The organism is Pantoea sp. SGAir0184 (genome assembly GCF_043544755.1).
In genome coordinates this window covers 3374664-3390115 of sequence record NZ_CP028050.1, presented here as the reverse complement: position 1 = coordinate 3390115, position 15452 = coordinate 3374664, and the positions used below count along the sequence as shown (strand labels likewise).

Sequence of the window (15452 nt, the reverse complement as noted above, 5' to 3'; positions counted from 1 at the left end):
CAATTTTCGACAATAATGAGTTCTGTGGCAGTCATGTTAGCAGTCAGCAAATGGGCTGCCAAATCGGGATTACAGCCTGCCGCTCATGCTAACAACTGTTGGCGTATTCCTGCGCATTGTGGTATAAAGCGCGCCGACGATTCTCTGTCACCTCGTATGAGAGGGCAGGAAACGCATAAATCTCATTATGTGTACTAAAACACACATGTATCGACACGTACGCCGGGGTGCCTCGTAAGAGGTCGGTTGTATGGGATACATGGAGGCCCAACCCCAAACAAACTTTTAGAGGTAATCATGGCAACTGTTTCCATGCGCGACATGCTCAAGGCTGGTGTTCACTTCGGTCACCAGACCCGTTACTGGAACCCAAAAATGAAGCCATTCATTTTCGGTGCGCGTAACAAAGTTCACATCATCAACCTTGAGAAAACCGTACCAATGTTCAACGAAGCCCTGGCTGAGCTGAACAAGATCTCTTCCCGTAAAGGTAAGATTCTGTTTGTTGGTACCAAGCGCGCTGCTGCCGAAGCGGTAAAAGAGTCTGCACTGAGCTGCGACCAGTTCTTCGTTAACCACCGCTGGCTGGGTGGTATGCTGACCAACTGGAAAACCGTTCGTCAGTCAATCAAACGCCTGAAAGATCTGGAAACTCAGTCTCAGGACGGTACTTTCGACAAACTGACCAAGAAAGAAGCACTGATGCGTGCTCGTGAGCTGGCCAAGCTGGAAAACAGCCTGGGCGGTATCAAAGATATGGGCGGTCTGCCGGATGCACTGTTCGTTGTTGACGCTGACCACGAACACATCGCAATCAAAGAAGCAAACAACCTGGGTATCCCGGTATTTGCTATCGTTGATACTAACTCTGATCCAGACGGCGTTGATTTCGTTATCCCAGGTAACGACGATGCGATCCGTGCTGTAAGCCTGTACCTGACTGCCGTTGCCACTACCGTGCGCGAAGGCCGTTCACAGGACCTGGCTGAGCAGGCTGAAGAAGCTGCTGAAGCTTAATAAGGTTCGCTCTTTCTGAGAGCCCTTAGACATCAGATGTGATCTGTTAAGGGGCCGTGAAGGCCCCTTTATTTATCTCACTTAGTCACGCACCCTGTTCGGGCTGGCGGGGCAAGTAAATTTTCCGCAACAAGTTTCTGACAGTGTGAAAGCACTGCGAGACGAATCGAGGATTCTGGAATGGCTGAAATTACCGCTGCACTGGTAAAAGAACTGCGCGAGCGTACTGGCGCAGGCATGATGGACTGCAAAAAAGCGCTGACCGAAGCGAACGGCGACATTGAGCTGGCGATCGAGAACATGCGTAAGTCTGGTGCAATCAAAGCTGCTAAGAAAGCAGGCAACGTGGCTGCTGACGGCGTGATCAAAACCAAAATCGCTGACGGCTACGCCGTGATTCTGGAAGTGAACTGCCAGACTGACTTCGTGGCAAAAGATGCCGGTTTCCAGGCCTTTGCTGACAAAGTGCTGGACGCTGCTGCTGCCGGTAAAGTGACTGATGTGGAAGTTCTGAAAGCGCAGTTCGAAGAAGAGCGCGTGGCACTGGTTGCGAAAATCGGTGAGAACATCAACATCCGTCGTGTTGCTGTCCTCGAAGGTGCTGAGCTGAACGGCTATCTGCACGGCGCGCGCATCGGCGTACTGGTTTCTACCACCGGCGCTGATGAAGAGCTGAGCAAGCAGATTGCGATGCACGTTGCTGCCAGCAAGCCAGAGTTCGTGAAGCCAGAAGACGTTTCTGCTGACGTGGTTGAGAAAGAGTACCAGGTTCAGCTGGACATCGCGATGCAGTCTGGCAAGCCAAAAGAGATCGCAGAGAAGATGGTTGAAGGCCGTATGAAGAAATTCACCGGCGAAGTCTCTCTGACCGGTCAGGCTTTCGTTATCGATCCGAGCAAAACTGTTGGCCAGGCGCTGAAAGAGAAAGGCGCTGACGTGATCAACTTCATCCGCTTCGAAGTGGGCGAAGGCATTGAGAAAGTCGAATCTGACTTTGCAGCCGAAGTTGCTGCCATGTCCAAACAGTCTTAATGGTTTGCAGGAACCGCCGAGAGGCGGTTCTTTTTTGTCTGCGTTTTGGCGCAGCAATTTTCAGTCTCATCCCAATAGCTTTTCTCACGCGCTAAGCGGATGATCGATCAGATTTAACTTCTCATTCATCTTATCTTCCAGGAAGAATTGACCATGGCGACCAACGCAAAACCTGTATATCAACGTATCTTACTGAAACTGAGCGGCGAAGCACTGCAGGGTGCCGAAGGTTTTGGTATCGACGCGAGCGTACTTGACCGTATGGCGCAAGAGGTGAAAGAGCTGGTTGAGCTGGGCATTCAGGTGGGTGTGGTAATTGGTGGCGGTAACCTGTTCCGTGGCGCGGGTCTGGCGCAGGCAGGTATGAACCGCGTGGTCGGCGACCACATGGGGATGCTGGCGACCGTGATGAACGGCCTGGCAATGCGTGACGCACTGCATCGTGCGTACGTTAACGCGCGCCTGATGTCGGCGATTCCGCTGAACGGCGTGTGTGATAACTACAGCTGGGCAGAAGCCATCAGCCTGCTGCGCAATAACCGCGTGGTGATCTTCTCTGCCGGTACCGGCAACCCGTTCTTTACCACCGACTCAGCGGCCTGCCTGCGCGGCATCGAAATCGAAGCGGACGTGGTACTGAAAGCCACCAAGGTCGACGGCGTCTACTCAGCCGACCCGGTGAAAAATCCGGATGCCACGCTGTACGAACAGCTGACCTACGGTGAAGTGCTGGAAAAAGAGCTGAAAGTGATGGATCTGGCCGCCTTTACGCTGGCGCGCGACCATCAACTGCCGATCCGCGTCTTCAATATGAACAAGCCTGGCGCGCTGCGTCGCGTGGTGATGGGTGAAAAAGAAGGCACCCTGATTACGCATTAATACCCGACGCAGGATAAAATAAGGTATATTCTGTTGGCGCGCTGCACTGCTGTCGCGCAGCATTCAGGATGATCGATGTTTATCGATACCGTTTCCGTTCCGCTGCGTCCGGAAGTGGCCAGGTCAAACCGAATCCAAGGGTTTCAACGTGATTAACGATATTAAAAAAGATGCTGAAACGCGCATGGACAAATGCGTGGAAGCATTCAAAAACACCATCAGCAAAGTGCGCACCGGTCGTGCTTCGCCTTCACTGCTCGACGGCATCGTTGTGGAATATTACGGTACGCCAACGCCGCTGCGTCAGCTGGCCAGCGTCACCGTTGAAGATTCACGCACGCTGAAAATCAACGTGTTCGATCGCTCAATGGGTCCGGCAGTCGAGAAAGCTATCATGGCTTCTGACCTCGGCCTCAACCCAAGCTCAGCCGGTAGCGACATTCGTGTTCCACTGCCTGCGCTGACCGAAGAGCGTCGTAAAGATCTGATCAAGGTTGTGCGTGGCGAAGCCGAGCAGGGCCGTGTTTCCGTGCGCAACGTGCGCCGTGACGCGAACGACAAGATCAAGGCGCTGCTGAAAGACAAAGAGATCAGCGAAGACGACGAACGTCGCTCGCAGGACGAGATCCAGAAAATGACCGACGTTCGCATCAAGCACGTTGATGCGGCGCTGGCCGAGAAAGAGAAGGAACTGATGGAATTCTGATTCCGTCATTTGCCTGACAAAACGCCGTTCAGAGACGTAGTACGACTCTGGCGGCGTTTTACATTGTGCCCGGCGTACGCGCGGGCGCGCACCACGACTTCACAGGGACAGCACCATGAAGCGATTAACTCTGCTGGGTTCGACCGGCTCAATTGGCACCAGCACGCTGGCGGTAGTGGCGGCGCATCCTGAGCGCTATCAGGTGACTGCGCTGGTGGCAGGTCAGAATGTGGCGCTGATGGCCGAACAGTGTCAGCAATTTAAACCGCGCTACGCGGCGATGTCCGATGACGCTTCCGCTGCGGCGCTGCGTGAACGACTGAAAGCACTCAACATAGATACGGAAGTGCTCTCCGGCGTTCAGGCCGCCTGCGAACTGGCCGCGCTGGATGAGGTCGATCAGGTGATGGCCGCCATTGTGGGCGCTTCCGGTTTACAACCGACGCTGGCCGCCATTCGCGCCGGCAAAACCGTCCTGCTTGCCAATAAAGAATCGCTTGTCACATGCGGCCGTTTGTTTATGGAGGCGGTGCGCCAGCATCAGGCGCAGTTGCTGCCGGTTGACAGCGAGCACAACGCCATTTTTCAGAGTTTGCCCGCTTCCATACAGCATCAGTTGGGGTACGCTGATCTGCGGGAGAATGGCATCGAGTCGATTCTCCTTACGGGATCGGGTGGTCCTTTTCGTGACACGCCATTAGCCGAGCTGGCCGCTATGTCGCCAGATCAGGCCTGTGCGCATCCGAACTGGTCAATGGGGCGTAAAATCTCCGTTGATTCGGCCACCATGATGAATAAAGGTCTTGAATACATTGAAGCCCGCTGGCTGTTTAACGCCACCGACGCACAAATGGAGGTCATCCTGCATCCGCAGTCGGTGATTCACTCCATGGTGCGATACTGCGACGGTAGCGTGCTGGCACAGCTGGGTTCACCCGATATGCGCACGCCAATCGCCCACAGCATGGCCTGGCCGGCACGTATTACCGCAGGCGTAACGCCGCTTGATTTCACCCGAATGAAGGCGCTGACGTTTGCTGAGCCGGACTACGCACGCTATCCCTGCCTGAAGCTGGCAATCGATGCATGCGCAACCGGACAGGCGGCCACCACCACGCTGAACGCAGCCAATGAAGTCGCGGTAGCGGCATTTCTGCAGCATCAGATTCGCTTTACCGATATCGCGGCCATCAACAGTGAAGTGCTGGCAACCCTGCAGTGTCAGGAGCCGGGCAGCGTGGATGACGTGATGGAGATTGATCGGATTGCACGCGTGCGGGCCACGGCGTTGCTGCCGCGCTTTCGTTTAGCCGGTTGATGGTGGCGCTATTTGTTCGCTCAGGGTGAAAATGGTATAGTCGCTCGCTCGCGTTTTACGGCCCGACATTGTTTCGATGTCATCCGGTGAAGTTTCCGGCGTTTGCCGCAGGCGCAATGTATTCAGAAACCACAGCATTTCTGATGAAAGGAATTATTACGCGTTATGTCGTCCAACAATCACAATACAATCGATGACGGGTCGTACTGCACGCCACGTCACGTGGCCATCATTATGGATGGTAATGGTCGCTGGGCAAAAAATCAGGGCAAACTGCGTATTTCAGGCCACAAAGCCGGGGTAAAATCAGTACGCCGGGCCGTCAGCTTTGCGGTCAGCAACAAGCTGGAAGCGCTCACGCTCTATGCGTTCAGCAGTGAAAACTGGAGCCGACCGGTACAGGAAGTGACGGCCTTAATGGAATTGTTTGTCTGGGCGCTCGACAGCGAAGTCAAAAGCCTGCACAAGCACAATGTGCGTCTGCGCATTATTGGTGATATCAGCCGTTTCAATAACCGCATTCAGGAACGCATTCGCCGCGCCGAGGAACTGACTCAGCAAAATGATGGACTCACCCTCAACATTGCTGCCAACTATGGCGGCCGTTGGGATATTATCCAGGGTGTAAAAAAACTGGCTGAACAGGTTCAGGAAGGACTGCTACGTCCTGACCAGATAACTGAAGAAAGTCTGGCTCCGCATCTGTGTATGCAGGAGCAAGCGCCGGTGGATTTAGTGATAAGGACCGGGGGAGAGCATCGGATCAGCAACTTCCTGCTGTGGCAGATCGCCTATGCTGAGTTTTGGTTTACCGATGTTCTCTGGCCTGATTTTGATGAACACGTTTTTGAAGGTGCACTGAATGCATTCTCTCTGCGGGAGCGACGCTATGGCGGCGCTGCACCAGGCGGCGCCTGAGCAACCTGGGGGTAACCTTTGCTGAAGTCTCGTCTGATCACCGCGTTTATTCTGATTCCGCTGGTGATCGCTGCTCTGTTTTGGTTGCCGCTGTCCGGTTTTGCGATTACCACCATCATCATCTGCATGCTTGCCGCCTGGGAGTGGGGGCAGCTGGCGGGGATGGCAACGCGTCAGCAGCGTATCTGGCTGGCGGTGCTATGCGGCCTGCTGCTGGCGGTGATGCTGTTCACCCTGCAACCCTATCAACGTAATCTGCACCAGTTCCAGATGGAGAGCTCGCTCTGGGCCTCGCTGGGCTGGTGGATTGTCGCGCTGTTTCTCGTGCTGTTTTATCCGGCCTCCGCTGCGCTGTGGCGCGCATCGCGTCCGCTGCGCCTGCTGTTTGGCGTGCTGACCGTGGTGCCGTTCTTCTGGGGCATGATGGCGCTGCGCCAGTATCACTATGACACCGACCATTTCGCCGGCGCCTGGTGGCTGCTGTTCGTGATGTTCCTCGTCTGGGGCGCGGATTCCGGTGCTTACATGTTTGGTCGTCTGTTCGGCAAGCATAAGCTGGCGCCGAAAGTCTCGCCGGGCAAAACCTGGGAAGGCTTCTTTGGCGGACTGCTGTCATCGGCGATTATCGCCTGGCTGTTTGCGCTGCTGGCCCCGCTATCGGTGGCGCCGGGCACGCTGATTATCTGCGCCGTGATTGCCACGCTGGCCTCCGTGCTGGGCGATCTCACGGAAAGTATGTTCAAACGTGAAGCCGGTATCAAAGACAGCGGTAACCTGATTCCGGGGCACGGTGGTATCCTCGATCGCATTGATAGCCTGACAGCCGCGGTGCCGGTATTTGCCTGCCTGCTGCTGCTGGTGTTCCGCACCCTCTGAGGATAAGCGACGATGTTGAGCATACTCTGGAGTTTTGTCGCCTTTATCGTGGCGCTCGGCGTGCTGATTACGGTGCACGAGTTCGGCCACTTCTGGGTGGCGCGTCGCTGCGGTGTCAAAGTAGAACGCTTCTCGATCGGTTTCGGCAAAGCCCTGTGGCGTCGCACTGACCGCCAGGGCACGGAATACGTGATCGCGCTGATTCCGCTCGGTGGCTACGTCAAAATGCTCGACGAGCGCGTAGAGAGCGTGCCCGCTGAGCTGCGTCATCAGGCCTTCAACAATAAAACCGTGCTGCAGCGTGCCTCAATCATTGCCGCCGGTCCCATCGCAAATTTCATTTTTGCCGTGTTTGCCTACTGGGTGGTGTTCATCCATGGGGTGCCGGGTGTTCGCCCGGTGGTCGGCGAAATTATGAGCGGTTCCGTCGCGGCAGAAGCGCAAATTACCTCCGGCATGGAACTTAAAGCGGTTGACGGTATCGAAACGCCTGACTGGGATGCTGTGCGCCTGGCGCTGATCGGTAAAATCGGCGACAGCAGTGCCACGCTGACCGTGTCACAGTTTGGTCAGCAGGCGACGCAGCAGAAGCAGCTCAATCTGCGTGACTGGCAATTTGAACCGGACAAACAGGACCCGGTGGTCGCTTTAGGTATTCGACCGCGCGGGCCGCAAATCGAAACCACGCTGGCAGAAGTGCAGGCGCGTTCACCGGCAAGTGCTGCCGGTTTGCAAGCCGGCGACAGGATCGTTAAAGTCGATGGTCAGCCATTAACGCAATGGCAGGTTTTTGCGGCTCAGGTTCGGGATAATCCCGGCAAAAACATGGCGCTGGAGGTTGAGCGTAACGGTGAACCGTTAACGCTGACGCTAACGCCGGAAGCGAAACCGGGTAACGCAGCGGAAGGTTTTGCCGGGGTGATCCCGCGTGTGATCCCGCTGCCGGATGAGTACAAAACGGTAAAACAGTACGGACCTTTCGCCGCGATTGGTGAAGCCGGTGTCAAAACCTGGCAACTGATGAAGCTGACGGTTTCGATGCTGGGCAAGTTGATAACCGGGGACGTCAAGCTGAATAACCTGAGCGGGCCAATTTCGATTGCGCAGGGTGCCGGATTATCAGCTGAATATGGGGTGATTTATTACCTGATGTTCCTCGCGCTGATTAGCGTCAACTTAGGGATCATCAATCTGTTCCCTCTGCCGGTTTTAGATGGTGGACATCTGCTCTTTCTGGCGATCGAAAAGATCAAAGGTGGACCGGTGTCCGAGCGAGTTCAGGACTTCAGTTATCGCATCGGCTCAATTTTGCTGGTGCTTTTAATGGGGCTTGCACTTTTCAATGATTTCTCTCGCCTGTAATCGCTGGAACGCAGACAGGCGCGGGATGTGTTAGGAAAACGCATAACAACGATGGCGATGAAAAAGTTGCTCATAGCGTCGCTGCTGTTTAGCAGCGCCACCGTTTACGGTGCAGACGATTTCGTAGTGAAGGACATTCATTTCGAAGGTCTACAGCGAGTCGCCGTCGGCGCGGCTCTGCTCAGCATGCCGGTACGCGTCGGTGATACGGTGAATGATGATGACATCAGAAACACCATTCGCTCACTGTTCGCTACCGGTAACTTTGAAGATGTCCAGGTTCTGCGTGACGGCACCACCCTGATTGTTCAGGTGAAGGAACGTCCGACCATTGCCAGCATCACCTTCTCCGGTAACAAAGCGGTGAAAGAGGATCAGCTGAAGGAGAACCTTGAGGCCTCCGGTGTGCGCGTTGGCGAAGCGCTTGACCGCACCACGCTCTCTTCCATCGAGAAGGGGCTGGAGGACTTTTACTACAGCGTCGGTAAATATACCGCCAGCGTCAAAGCCATCGCGACGCCGCTGCCGCGTAACCGTGTCGATCTGAAATTCGTCTTCCAGGAAGGCGTCTCGGCCAAGATCCAGCAGATCAACATTGTCGGCAACAAAGCGTTCAGCTCAGACGAACTGATCTCCCGCTTCCAGCTGCGCGATGAAGTGCCGTGGTGGAACGTGGTGGGCGATCGTAAATACCAGAAGCAGAAACTGGCGGGCGATCTCGAAACCCTGCGCAGCTTCTATCTGGATCGCGGTTATGCGCGTTTCAATATTGATTCCACGCAGGTGAGCCTGACGCCGGACAAGAAAGGCATCTACATCACCGTCAACATCACTGAAGGCGATCAGTACAAGATTGCCGGCGTGATCGTCAACGGCAGTATGGCGGGCCACTCGGCGGAAATTGAGCACCTGACGCAGATTCCTAACGGTGAGCTGTATAACGGCACCAAAGTCACCCAGATGGAAGATGACATCAAGAAGCTGCTGGGCCGTTATGGCTACGCCTATCCTCGCGTGGTGACGCAGCCGGAAATCAACGATGCGGATAAAACCGTTAAGCTGCACATCAACGTTGATGCCGGTAACCGTTATTACGTGCGTAAAGTGCGTTTTGAAGGTAACGACACCTCGAAAGATGCCGTACTGCGCCGCGAAATGCGTCAGATGGAAGGCGCATGGCTGGGCAGCGACCTCGTCGATCAGGGCAAAGAGCGCCTGAACCGTACCGGTTACTTCGAAACCGTGGACGTTGATACCCAGCGCGTTCCGGGCTCGCCAGACCAGGTTGACGTGGTTTACAAAGTCAAAGAGCGTAACACCGGTACCTTCAACTTTGGTGTGGGTTACGGTACGGAGAGTGGCGTCAGCTTCCAGGTCGGCGTGACCCAGGAGAACTGGCTCGGCACCGGTAATACCGTCGGCATCAGCGGTACCAAGAACGACTACCAGACCTACGCAGAATTCTCACTCACCGATCCATACTTCACGGTGGACGGTGTGAGCCTCGGCGGTCGCCTCTTCTACAACGACTTTAAAGCGGATGATGCTGATCTCTCCGACTACACCAACAAAAGTTACGGTGTGGACGGTACGCTCGGCTTCCCGGTTAACGAAAACAACACGCTGCGCGTCGGCTTAGGTTATGTGCACAACGACCTGTCCAACATGCGTCCGCAGGTGGCGATGTGGCGTTACCTTGACTCGGTGGGTCGTCATCAGGGGCTGAATGATGACGGTGATTTCTCTGCGGATGACTTCACCTTCAACTACGGCTGGACGTACAACACGCTCGATCGTGGTTTCTTCCCGACGCGCGGTAACCGTACCAACCTGAACGGTAAAGTGACCATCCCGGGCTCTGATAACTCGTTCTACAAAGCGACGCTGGACACCCAGCAGTACGTGCCGCTGAACCGTGATGGCACCTGGGTGGTGCTGGGTCGTGGCCGTGTTGGCTACGGTGACGGACTCGGTGGCAAAGAGATGCCGTTCTATGAGAACTTCTACGCCGGCGGTTCCAGCACCGTGCGTGGCTTCCAGTCCAACACCATTGGTCCGAAAGCCGCTTACCTGAACGATCGTTCGTCGAGCTGTAATCTGACCGATCCGGACGGCATCTGTAAGTCTGACGATGCGGTGGGCGGTAACGCCATGGCGATCGCCAGCCTTGAGCTGATTACGCCAACGCCGTTCCTGAGCGAGAAATATGCAAACTCAGTACGTACCTCGGTATTTATGGATGCCGGTACCGTCTGGGATACCAAGTGGCAGAACACCGCGGAAACCCGCGCGGCAGGCATTCCGGACTACAGCGACCCGAACAACATTCGCGTCTCTGCCGGTCTTGCGCTGCAGTGGATGTCGCCACTTGGACCACTGGTGTTCTCCTACGCACAGCCAGTGAAGAAAGTCGAGGGAGACAAAGCAGAACAGTTCCAGTTTAACATCGGTAAAACCTGGTAAGGTTCTGAGCACGGAAGCAGAGTCGTAGTACGGCATCGCGCCGGCGCCAGACGGGAGCCGGACGATGCCAACACTGTGTCGCTGACACAAACGTTGATGGTAAGGAGTTTATAGTGAAAAAGTTGTTGTGTGCCGCAGGTCTGGGTCTTGCTTTAGCGGTTTCCGCGGGCGTTCAGGCTGCTGACAAAATTGCAGTGGTAAACGTGTCCAGCATTTTCCAACAGTTACCGCAACGTGCGACCGTTGCTAAACAGCTGGAAAACGAATTCAAGGGCCGTGCTACTGAACTGCAGAGCCAGGAGCGCGATCTGCAGACTAAAATGCAGAAACTGCAGCGTGATGGTTCAACCATGAAGGCCAGCGACCGCAGCCGCATGGAAAAAGACATCATGTCACAGCGCGAAGCGTTCTCGACGAAAGCGCAGGCTTTCGATCAGGATAACCGCCGTCGTCAGATGGAAGAGCGTAACAAACTGCTGAGCCGTATTCAGGACGCAGTGAAGAAAGTGGCGGACAGCGAAGGGTATGACGTGGTAATCGACGCCAATGCCGTTGCCTATGCTTCTAACGCGAAAGACATTACTGCTGACGTGCTGAAACAGGTTAAATAATCGATGTCATCAATTCGACTGGCTGATTTAGCCCAGCAGTTGGATGCAGAATTGCACGGAGATGGCGATATCGCCATCTCCGGCATTGCTTCTATGCAATCCGCCACCCCTGGTCAAATCACTTTTCTTGCCAACAGCCGCTACCGCGAGCAGCTCGCACAGGTTCAGGCCTCAGCCGTGGTGCTGACGGAAGCGGATCTGGAGTGGTGTAAAACCGCCGCGCTGGTGGTGAAAAACCCTTACCTGACTTATGCCCGCATGGCACAACTGCTGGACACCACGCCGCAGCCCGCGCAAAATATCGCGCCCAGCGCCGTGATCGATCCGAGCGCGAAGCTGGGGAACAATGTCTCGGTGGGCGCTAACGCGGTCATCGAGTCCGGCGTTGAGTTGGGTGATGACGTGGTGATTGGCGCCGGCTGCTTTGTCGGCAAGCGCTCGCGCATTGGCCGTGGTTCCCGTCTGTGGGCCAACGTTACGATTTATCATGAGATTCAGATTGGTCAGGATTGTCTGATTCAGTCTGGCACCGTGATTGGTGCCGATGGTTTCGGTTATGCTAACGACCGCGGCAACTGGGTGAAAATTCCTCAGCTGGGCACCGTGGTGATTGGCGATCGGGTAGAAATTGGTGCCTGTACTACGATCGATCGCGGTGCGCTGGATAACACTCTGATCGGCAATGGTGTTATCATAGACAACCAGTGTCAGATTGCGCATAACGTCGTGATTGGTGATAACACCGCGGTTGCCGGTGGTGTGATCATGGCGGGTAGTCTGAAGATTGGGCGTTACTGTATGATTGGCGGAGCCAGCGTCATTAACGGCCATATGGAAATCTGTGACAAAGTGACGGTAACCGGCATGGGCATGGTCATGCGTCCCATCACAGAGCCTGGGGTATACTCATCGGGTATCCCGCTGCAACCCAACAAAACCTGGCGTAAAACGGCAGCGCTGGTGATGAACATCGATGACATGAGCAAACGCTTAAAAGCCATCGAACGCAAGGTCGGCAAAGACGACTGAGCACATCCCGGCTCTACCCGCTTTCATAATAAAGCAGCGTACCTTCTTTCACCTCGGGGTTAACCAGAGTGCGGCAGCAGGTATCATGGTAAGCGAAACGCCACTGAACTGATTTGCGGCCTGCGAAAGATCATTTTGATCGGTGCAGGCCGTGTTATTGTTGCCATCAGATTTTTTAGGACAGGAAGAGTATTTTGACAACTGAAACGCATACTCTGAAAATTGAAGAGATTTTAGAACTGCTGCCGCACCGCTATCCGTTTTTGCTGGTTGACCGCGTGCTGGAATTTGAAGAGCATAAATATCTGCGTGCGGTAAAGAACGTTTCTGTTAATGAACCGTTTTTCCAGGGACACTTCCCTGGTAAACCGATTTTCCCAGGCGTTCTGATCCTGGAAGCGATGGCGCAGGCGACCGGTATTCTGGCGTTTAAAAGCGTTGGAAAACTGGAACCGGGCGAGCTGTACTATTTCGCCGGTATCGACGAAGCCCGTTTCAAGCGTCCGGTAGTGCCGGGCGACCAGATGATCATGGAAGTTACCTTCGAGAAGACCCGCCGTGGCCTGACGCGCTTCAAAGGCGTGGCAACCGTAGACGGTAAGATTGTCTGTGAAGCGACCATGATGTGTGCCCGTAGCCGGGAGGCATAATTAGTGATTGATTCAACCGCCAGCATCCATCCAACGTCCATCATTGAAGAAGGTGCGGTGATCGGCGCCAACGTCCAAATCGGTCCGTTTTGTGTTGTCGGAGCGAACGTGGAAATTGGCGAAGGCACGGTGCTGAAATCGCACGTGGTGGTGAATGGCCACACGCGTATCGGTAAAGATAACCAGATCTACCAGTTCGTTTCGATTGGCGAAGTGAATCAGGATCTGAAATATGCCGGTGAACCGACCCGCGTTGAAGTCGGCGATCGCAACCGCATCCGCGAGAGCGTCACCATTCATCGTGGCACCACGCAGGGTGGCGGCCTGACCAAAGTCGGCAGCGACAACCTGCTGATGGTCAATGCGCACATTGCCCATGACTGCGTGATCGGCAATCGCTGTATTCTGGCCAACAACGTAACGCTGGGCGGCCACGTTACCGTGGATGATTTTGCCATCATCGGCGGCGTGACGGCGGTGCACCAGTGGTGCACCATTGGTGCCCACGTGATGGTAGGCGGTTGTTCCGGCGTCGCGCAGGACGTGCCGCCGTACGTGATTGCGCAGGGCAACCATGCCACGCCGTTCGGTGTCAATATCGAAGGCCTGAAGCGTCGTGGCTTCAGCAAAGAAGCACTGCACGCCATTCGTAACGCGTACAAGCTGCTGTACCGCAGCGGTAAAACGCTGGATGAAGTGAAGCCGGAGATTGAAGAACTGGCCAAACTTCATAGCGAAGTGCAGCCTTTCTACGACTTCTTTGCCCGTTCTACCCGTGGATTGATTCGTTAATTCATGTCAGTGCGTCCCTTAACGATTGCCCTGGTCGCCGGAGAAACCTCCGGCGATATTCTTGGTGCCGGATTGATTCGTGCGCTGAAAGCGCGCCATCCTGACGCGCGCTTCGTTGGCGTTGCCGGTCCGCTGATGCAGGCCGAAGGCTGCGAAGCCTGGTACGAGATGGAAGAGCTGGCGGTAATGGGCATCGTTGAGGTGCTTGGCCGCCTGCGCCGTTTGCTGCACATCCGCAAGGATTTAACCCAGCGCTTTACCGAGCTGCGGCCGGATGTCTTCGTCGGCATCGATGCCCCGGATTTCAACATCACGCTGGAAGGCAACCTCAAGCGTGCCGGCATTCGCACCATTCATTACGTCAGTCCCTCCGTGTGGGCCTGGCGACAAAAGCGCGTGTTCAAAATTGGCCGCAACACCGATCTGGTGCTGGCGTTTCTGCCTTTTGAAAAAGCGTTTTACGATCGCTACAACGTGCCGTGCCGCTTCATCGGGCACACCATGGCCGATGCGATGCCGCTGCAGCCGGACAAACTGGCCGCGCGCCGTGAACTAGGCATCGCTGACGATGCGCTGTGCCTTGGCCTGCTGCCGGGCAGCCGCGGCGCGGAAGTGGAGATGCTCAGCGCCGATTTCCTGCGCGCTGCACAGCTGCTGCGCCAGCGCTATCCGGCGCTGGAGATCGTGGTGCCGCTGGTTAACGCGAAGCGGCGCGCGCAGTTCGAGCAGATCAAAGCCAGCGTCGCGCCGGAATTGCCAATGCACCTGCTGGATGGCAAAGGGCGCCAGGCGATGATCGCCAGCGACGCAGCGATTCTGGCTTCCGGCACTGCAGCGCTGGAGTGCATGCTGGCGAAATGCCCGATGGTGGTGGGCTATCGTATGAAGCCGTTCACCTTCTGGCTGGCGAAGCGGCTGGTGAAAACCCCGTACGTTTCGCTGCCTAACCTGCTGGCCGGCCGTGAGCTGGTGCAGGAGCTGCTGCAGGAGGAGTGCCAGCCTGCAGCGTTAGCCGCGGCGCTGGAGCCGCTGCTGCATGCCGGTCCGGAGCGTGACGCGCTGCTGGCCACTTTCACCCAATTGCATCAGCAGATTCGCTGGAACGCCGACGAACAGGCGGCGGATGCGGTACTGGAGATTGCCAATGGCTGAATTTATCTATCCTGACGCCCGGCTGATTGCCGGCGTTGATGAAGTCGGACGTGGCCCGCTGGTCGGTGCCGTGGTGACCGCCGCCGTGATCCTCGATCCGGCGCGGCCGATTGCCGGCCTGGCAGATTCCAAAAAGCTGTCTGAAAAGCGCCGCCTTGCGCTGTTTGATGAAATCAAAGAGAAAGCGCTGGCGTGGAGCCTGGGCCGCGCTGAACCGGAAGAGATTGATCAGCTGAACATCCTGCACGCCACCATGCTGGCGATGCAGCGCGCGGTTGCCGGTCTGCATATTGCACCGGATTTTGTCCTGATTGATGGCAACCGCTGTCCGGCGCTGCCGATGCCGTCGCAGGCGGTGGTGAAGGGCGATAGTCTGGTGCGGGAAATCAGCGCCGCCTCGATCATCGCCAAAGTCACGCGCGACCGCGAAATGGCCGAGCTGGACCTGCTGTTTCCGCAGTACGGTTTCGCCCAGCACAAAGGCTATCCGACCGCGCTGCACATGGAAAAACTGACGCAGTTTGGTGCCACACCTCACCACCGCCGCAGCTTTGCGCCGGTGCGTAACGCCCTGATTGATGCTGATGTGCTGGCCGCGCGCCAGCCGACTACGCTTTAATAGCCTGACGCTGTTTTAACCGGAAACT

General features: G+C 55.8%; 15 protein-coding genes. All 15 read left to right on the top strand.

Annotation, left to right across the window (positions count from 1 at the left end; translation table 11 throughout):
- Positions 1-297 precede the first annotated feature (297 nt).
- The 15 genes from rpsB (at position 298) to rnhB (ending at position 15424) form a co-directional block, all read left to right on the top strand.
- A complete protein-coding gene (gene rpsB / locus C1N60_RS16180) occupies positions 298-1017 on the top strand; it encodes a 30S ribosomal protein S2 (RefSeq protein ID WP_031279692.1) in 720 nt (239 codons plus the stop codon).
- A 180-nt stretch (positions 1018-1197) separates the two neighbouring features.
- Positions 1198-2049 (top strand): translation elongation factor Ts, encoded by an 852-nt coding sequence (gene tsf / locus C1N60_RS16175; protein ID WP_058780470.1) that lies wholly within the window; start codon positions 1198-1200, stop codon positions 2047-2049.
- 153 nt (positions 2050-2202) lie between these two features.
- Positions 2203-2928 (top strand): UMP kinase, encoded by a 726-nt coding sequence (pyrH, locus tag C1N60_RS16170; protein WP_010616191.1) that lies wholly within the window; start codon positions 2203-2205, stop codon positions 2926-2928.
- A gap of 148 nt (positions 2929-3076) precedes the next feature.
- Positions 3077-3634, top strand: coding sequence for a ribosome recycling factor (frr, locus tag C1N60_RS16165; protein ID WP_021507488.1), 558 nt, complete (start codon positions 3077-3079; stop codon positions 3632-3634).
- 115 nt (positions 3635-3749) lie between these two features.
- Positions 3750-4952, top strand: coding sequence for a 1-deoxy-D-xylulose-5-phosphate reductoisomerase (gene ispC, locus C1N60_RS16160; RefSeq protein WP_058774798.1), 1203 nt, complete (start codon positions 3750-3752; stop codon positions 4950-4952).
- 165 nt (positions 4953-5117) lie between these two features.
- Positions 5118-5870, top strand: coding sequence for a (2E,6E)-farnesyl-diphosphate-specific ditrans,polycis-undecaprenyl-diphosphate synthase (gene ispU / locus C1N60_RS16155; RefSeq protein WP_021507486.1), 753 nt, complete (start codon positions 5118-5120; stop codon positions 5868-5870).
- Positions 5871-5888: 18 nt separating this feature from the next.
- Positions 5889-6746, top strand: a complete 858-nt coding sequence (gene cdsA, locus C1N60_RS16150) for a phosphatidate cytidylyltransferase (RefSeq protein WP_010616187.1) — start codon at positions 5889-5891, stop codon at positions 6744-6746.
- Positions 6747-6758: 12 nt separating this feature from the next.
- Positions 6759-8108: a sigma E protease regulator RseP gene (gene rseP, locus C1N60_RS16145; RefSeq protein WP_058759530.1), complete on the top strand. Its 1350-nt coding sequence runs from the start codon at positions 6759-6761 to the stop codon at positions 8106-8108.
- 51 nt (positions 8109-8159) lie between these two features.
- A complete protein-coding gene (gene bamA, locus C1N60_RS16140; RefSeq protein WP_021507483.1) occupies positions 8160-10571 on the top strand; it encodes an outer membrane protein assembly factor BamA in 2412 nt (803 codons plus the stop codon).
- Between the two features lie 113 nt (positions 10572-10684).
- Entirely contained in the window at positions 10685-11182 is a 498-nt protein-coding gene (skp, locus tag C1N60_RS16135; RefSeq protein ID WP_021507482.1) for a molecular chaperone Skp, read from the top strand.
- Between the two features lie 3 nt (positions 11183-11185).
- Entirely contained in the window at positions 11186-12211 is a 1026-nt protein-coding gene (gene lpxD, locus C1N60_RS16130) for a UDP-3-O-(3-hydroxymyristoyl)glucosamine N-acyltransferase (protein ID WP_104188147.1), read from the top strand.
- Positions 12212-12405: 194 nt separating this feature from the next.
- Entirely contained in the window at positions 12406-12861 is a 456-nt protein-coding gene (gene fabZ, locus C1N60_RS16125) for a 3-hydroxyacyl-ACP dehydratase FabZ (protein ID WP_013507953.1), read from the top strand.
- 3 nt (positions 12862-12864) lie between these two features.
- Positions 12865-13653 (top strand): acyl-ACP--UDP-N-acetylglucosamine O-acyltransferase, encoded by a 789-nt coding sequence (gene lpxA / locus C1N60_RS16120; protein WP_021507480.1) that lies wholly within the window; start codon positions 12865-12867, stop codon positions 13651-13653.
- A 3-nt stretch (positions 13654-13656) separates the two neighbouring features.
- Positions 13657-14805, top strand: a complete 1149-nt coding sequence (gene lpxB, locus C1N60_RS16115; RefSeq protein WP_058759532.1) for a lipid-A-disaccharide synthase — start codon at positions 13657-13659, stop codon at positions 14803-14805.
- On the top strand, positions 14798-15424 hold the full coding sequence (gene rnhB / locus C1N60_RS16110) for a ribonuclease HII (protein WP_058759533.1): 627 nt from the start codon (positions 14798-14800) through the stop codon (positions 15422-15424). The genes lpxB and rnhB overlap by 8 nt, the downstream gene beginning before the upstream one ends.
- Positions 15425-15452: the final 28 nt, after the last annotated feature.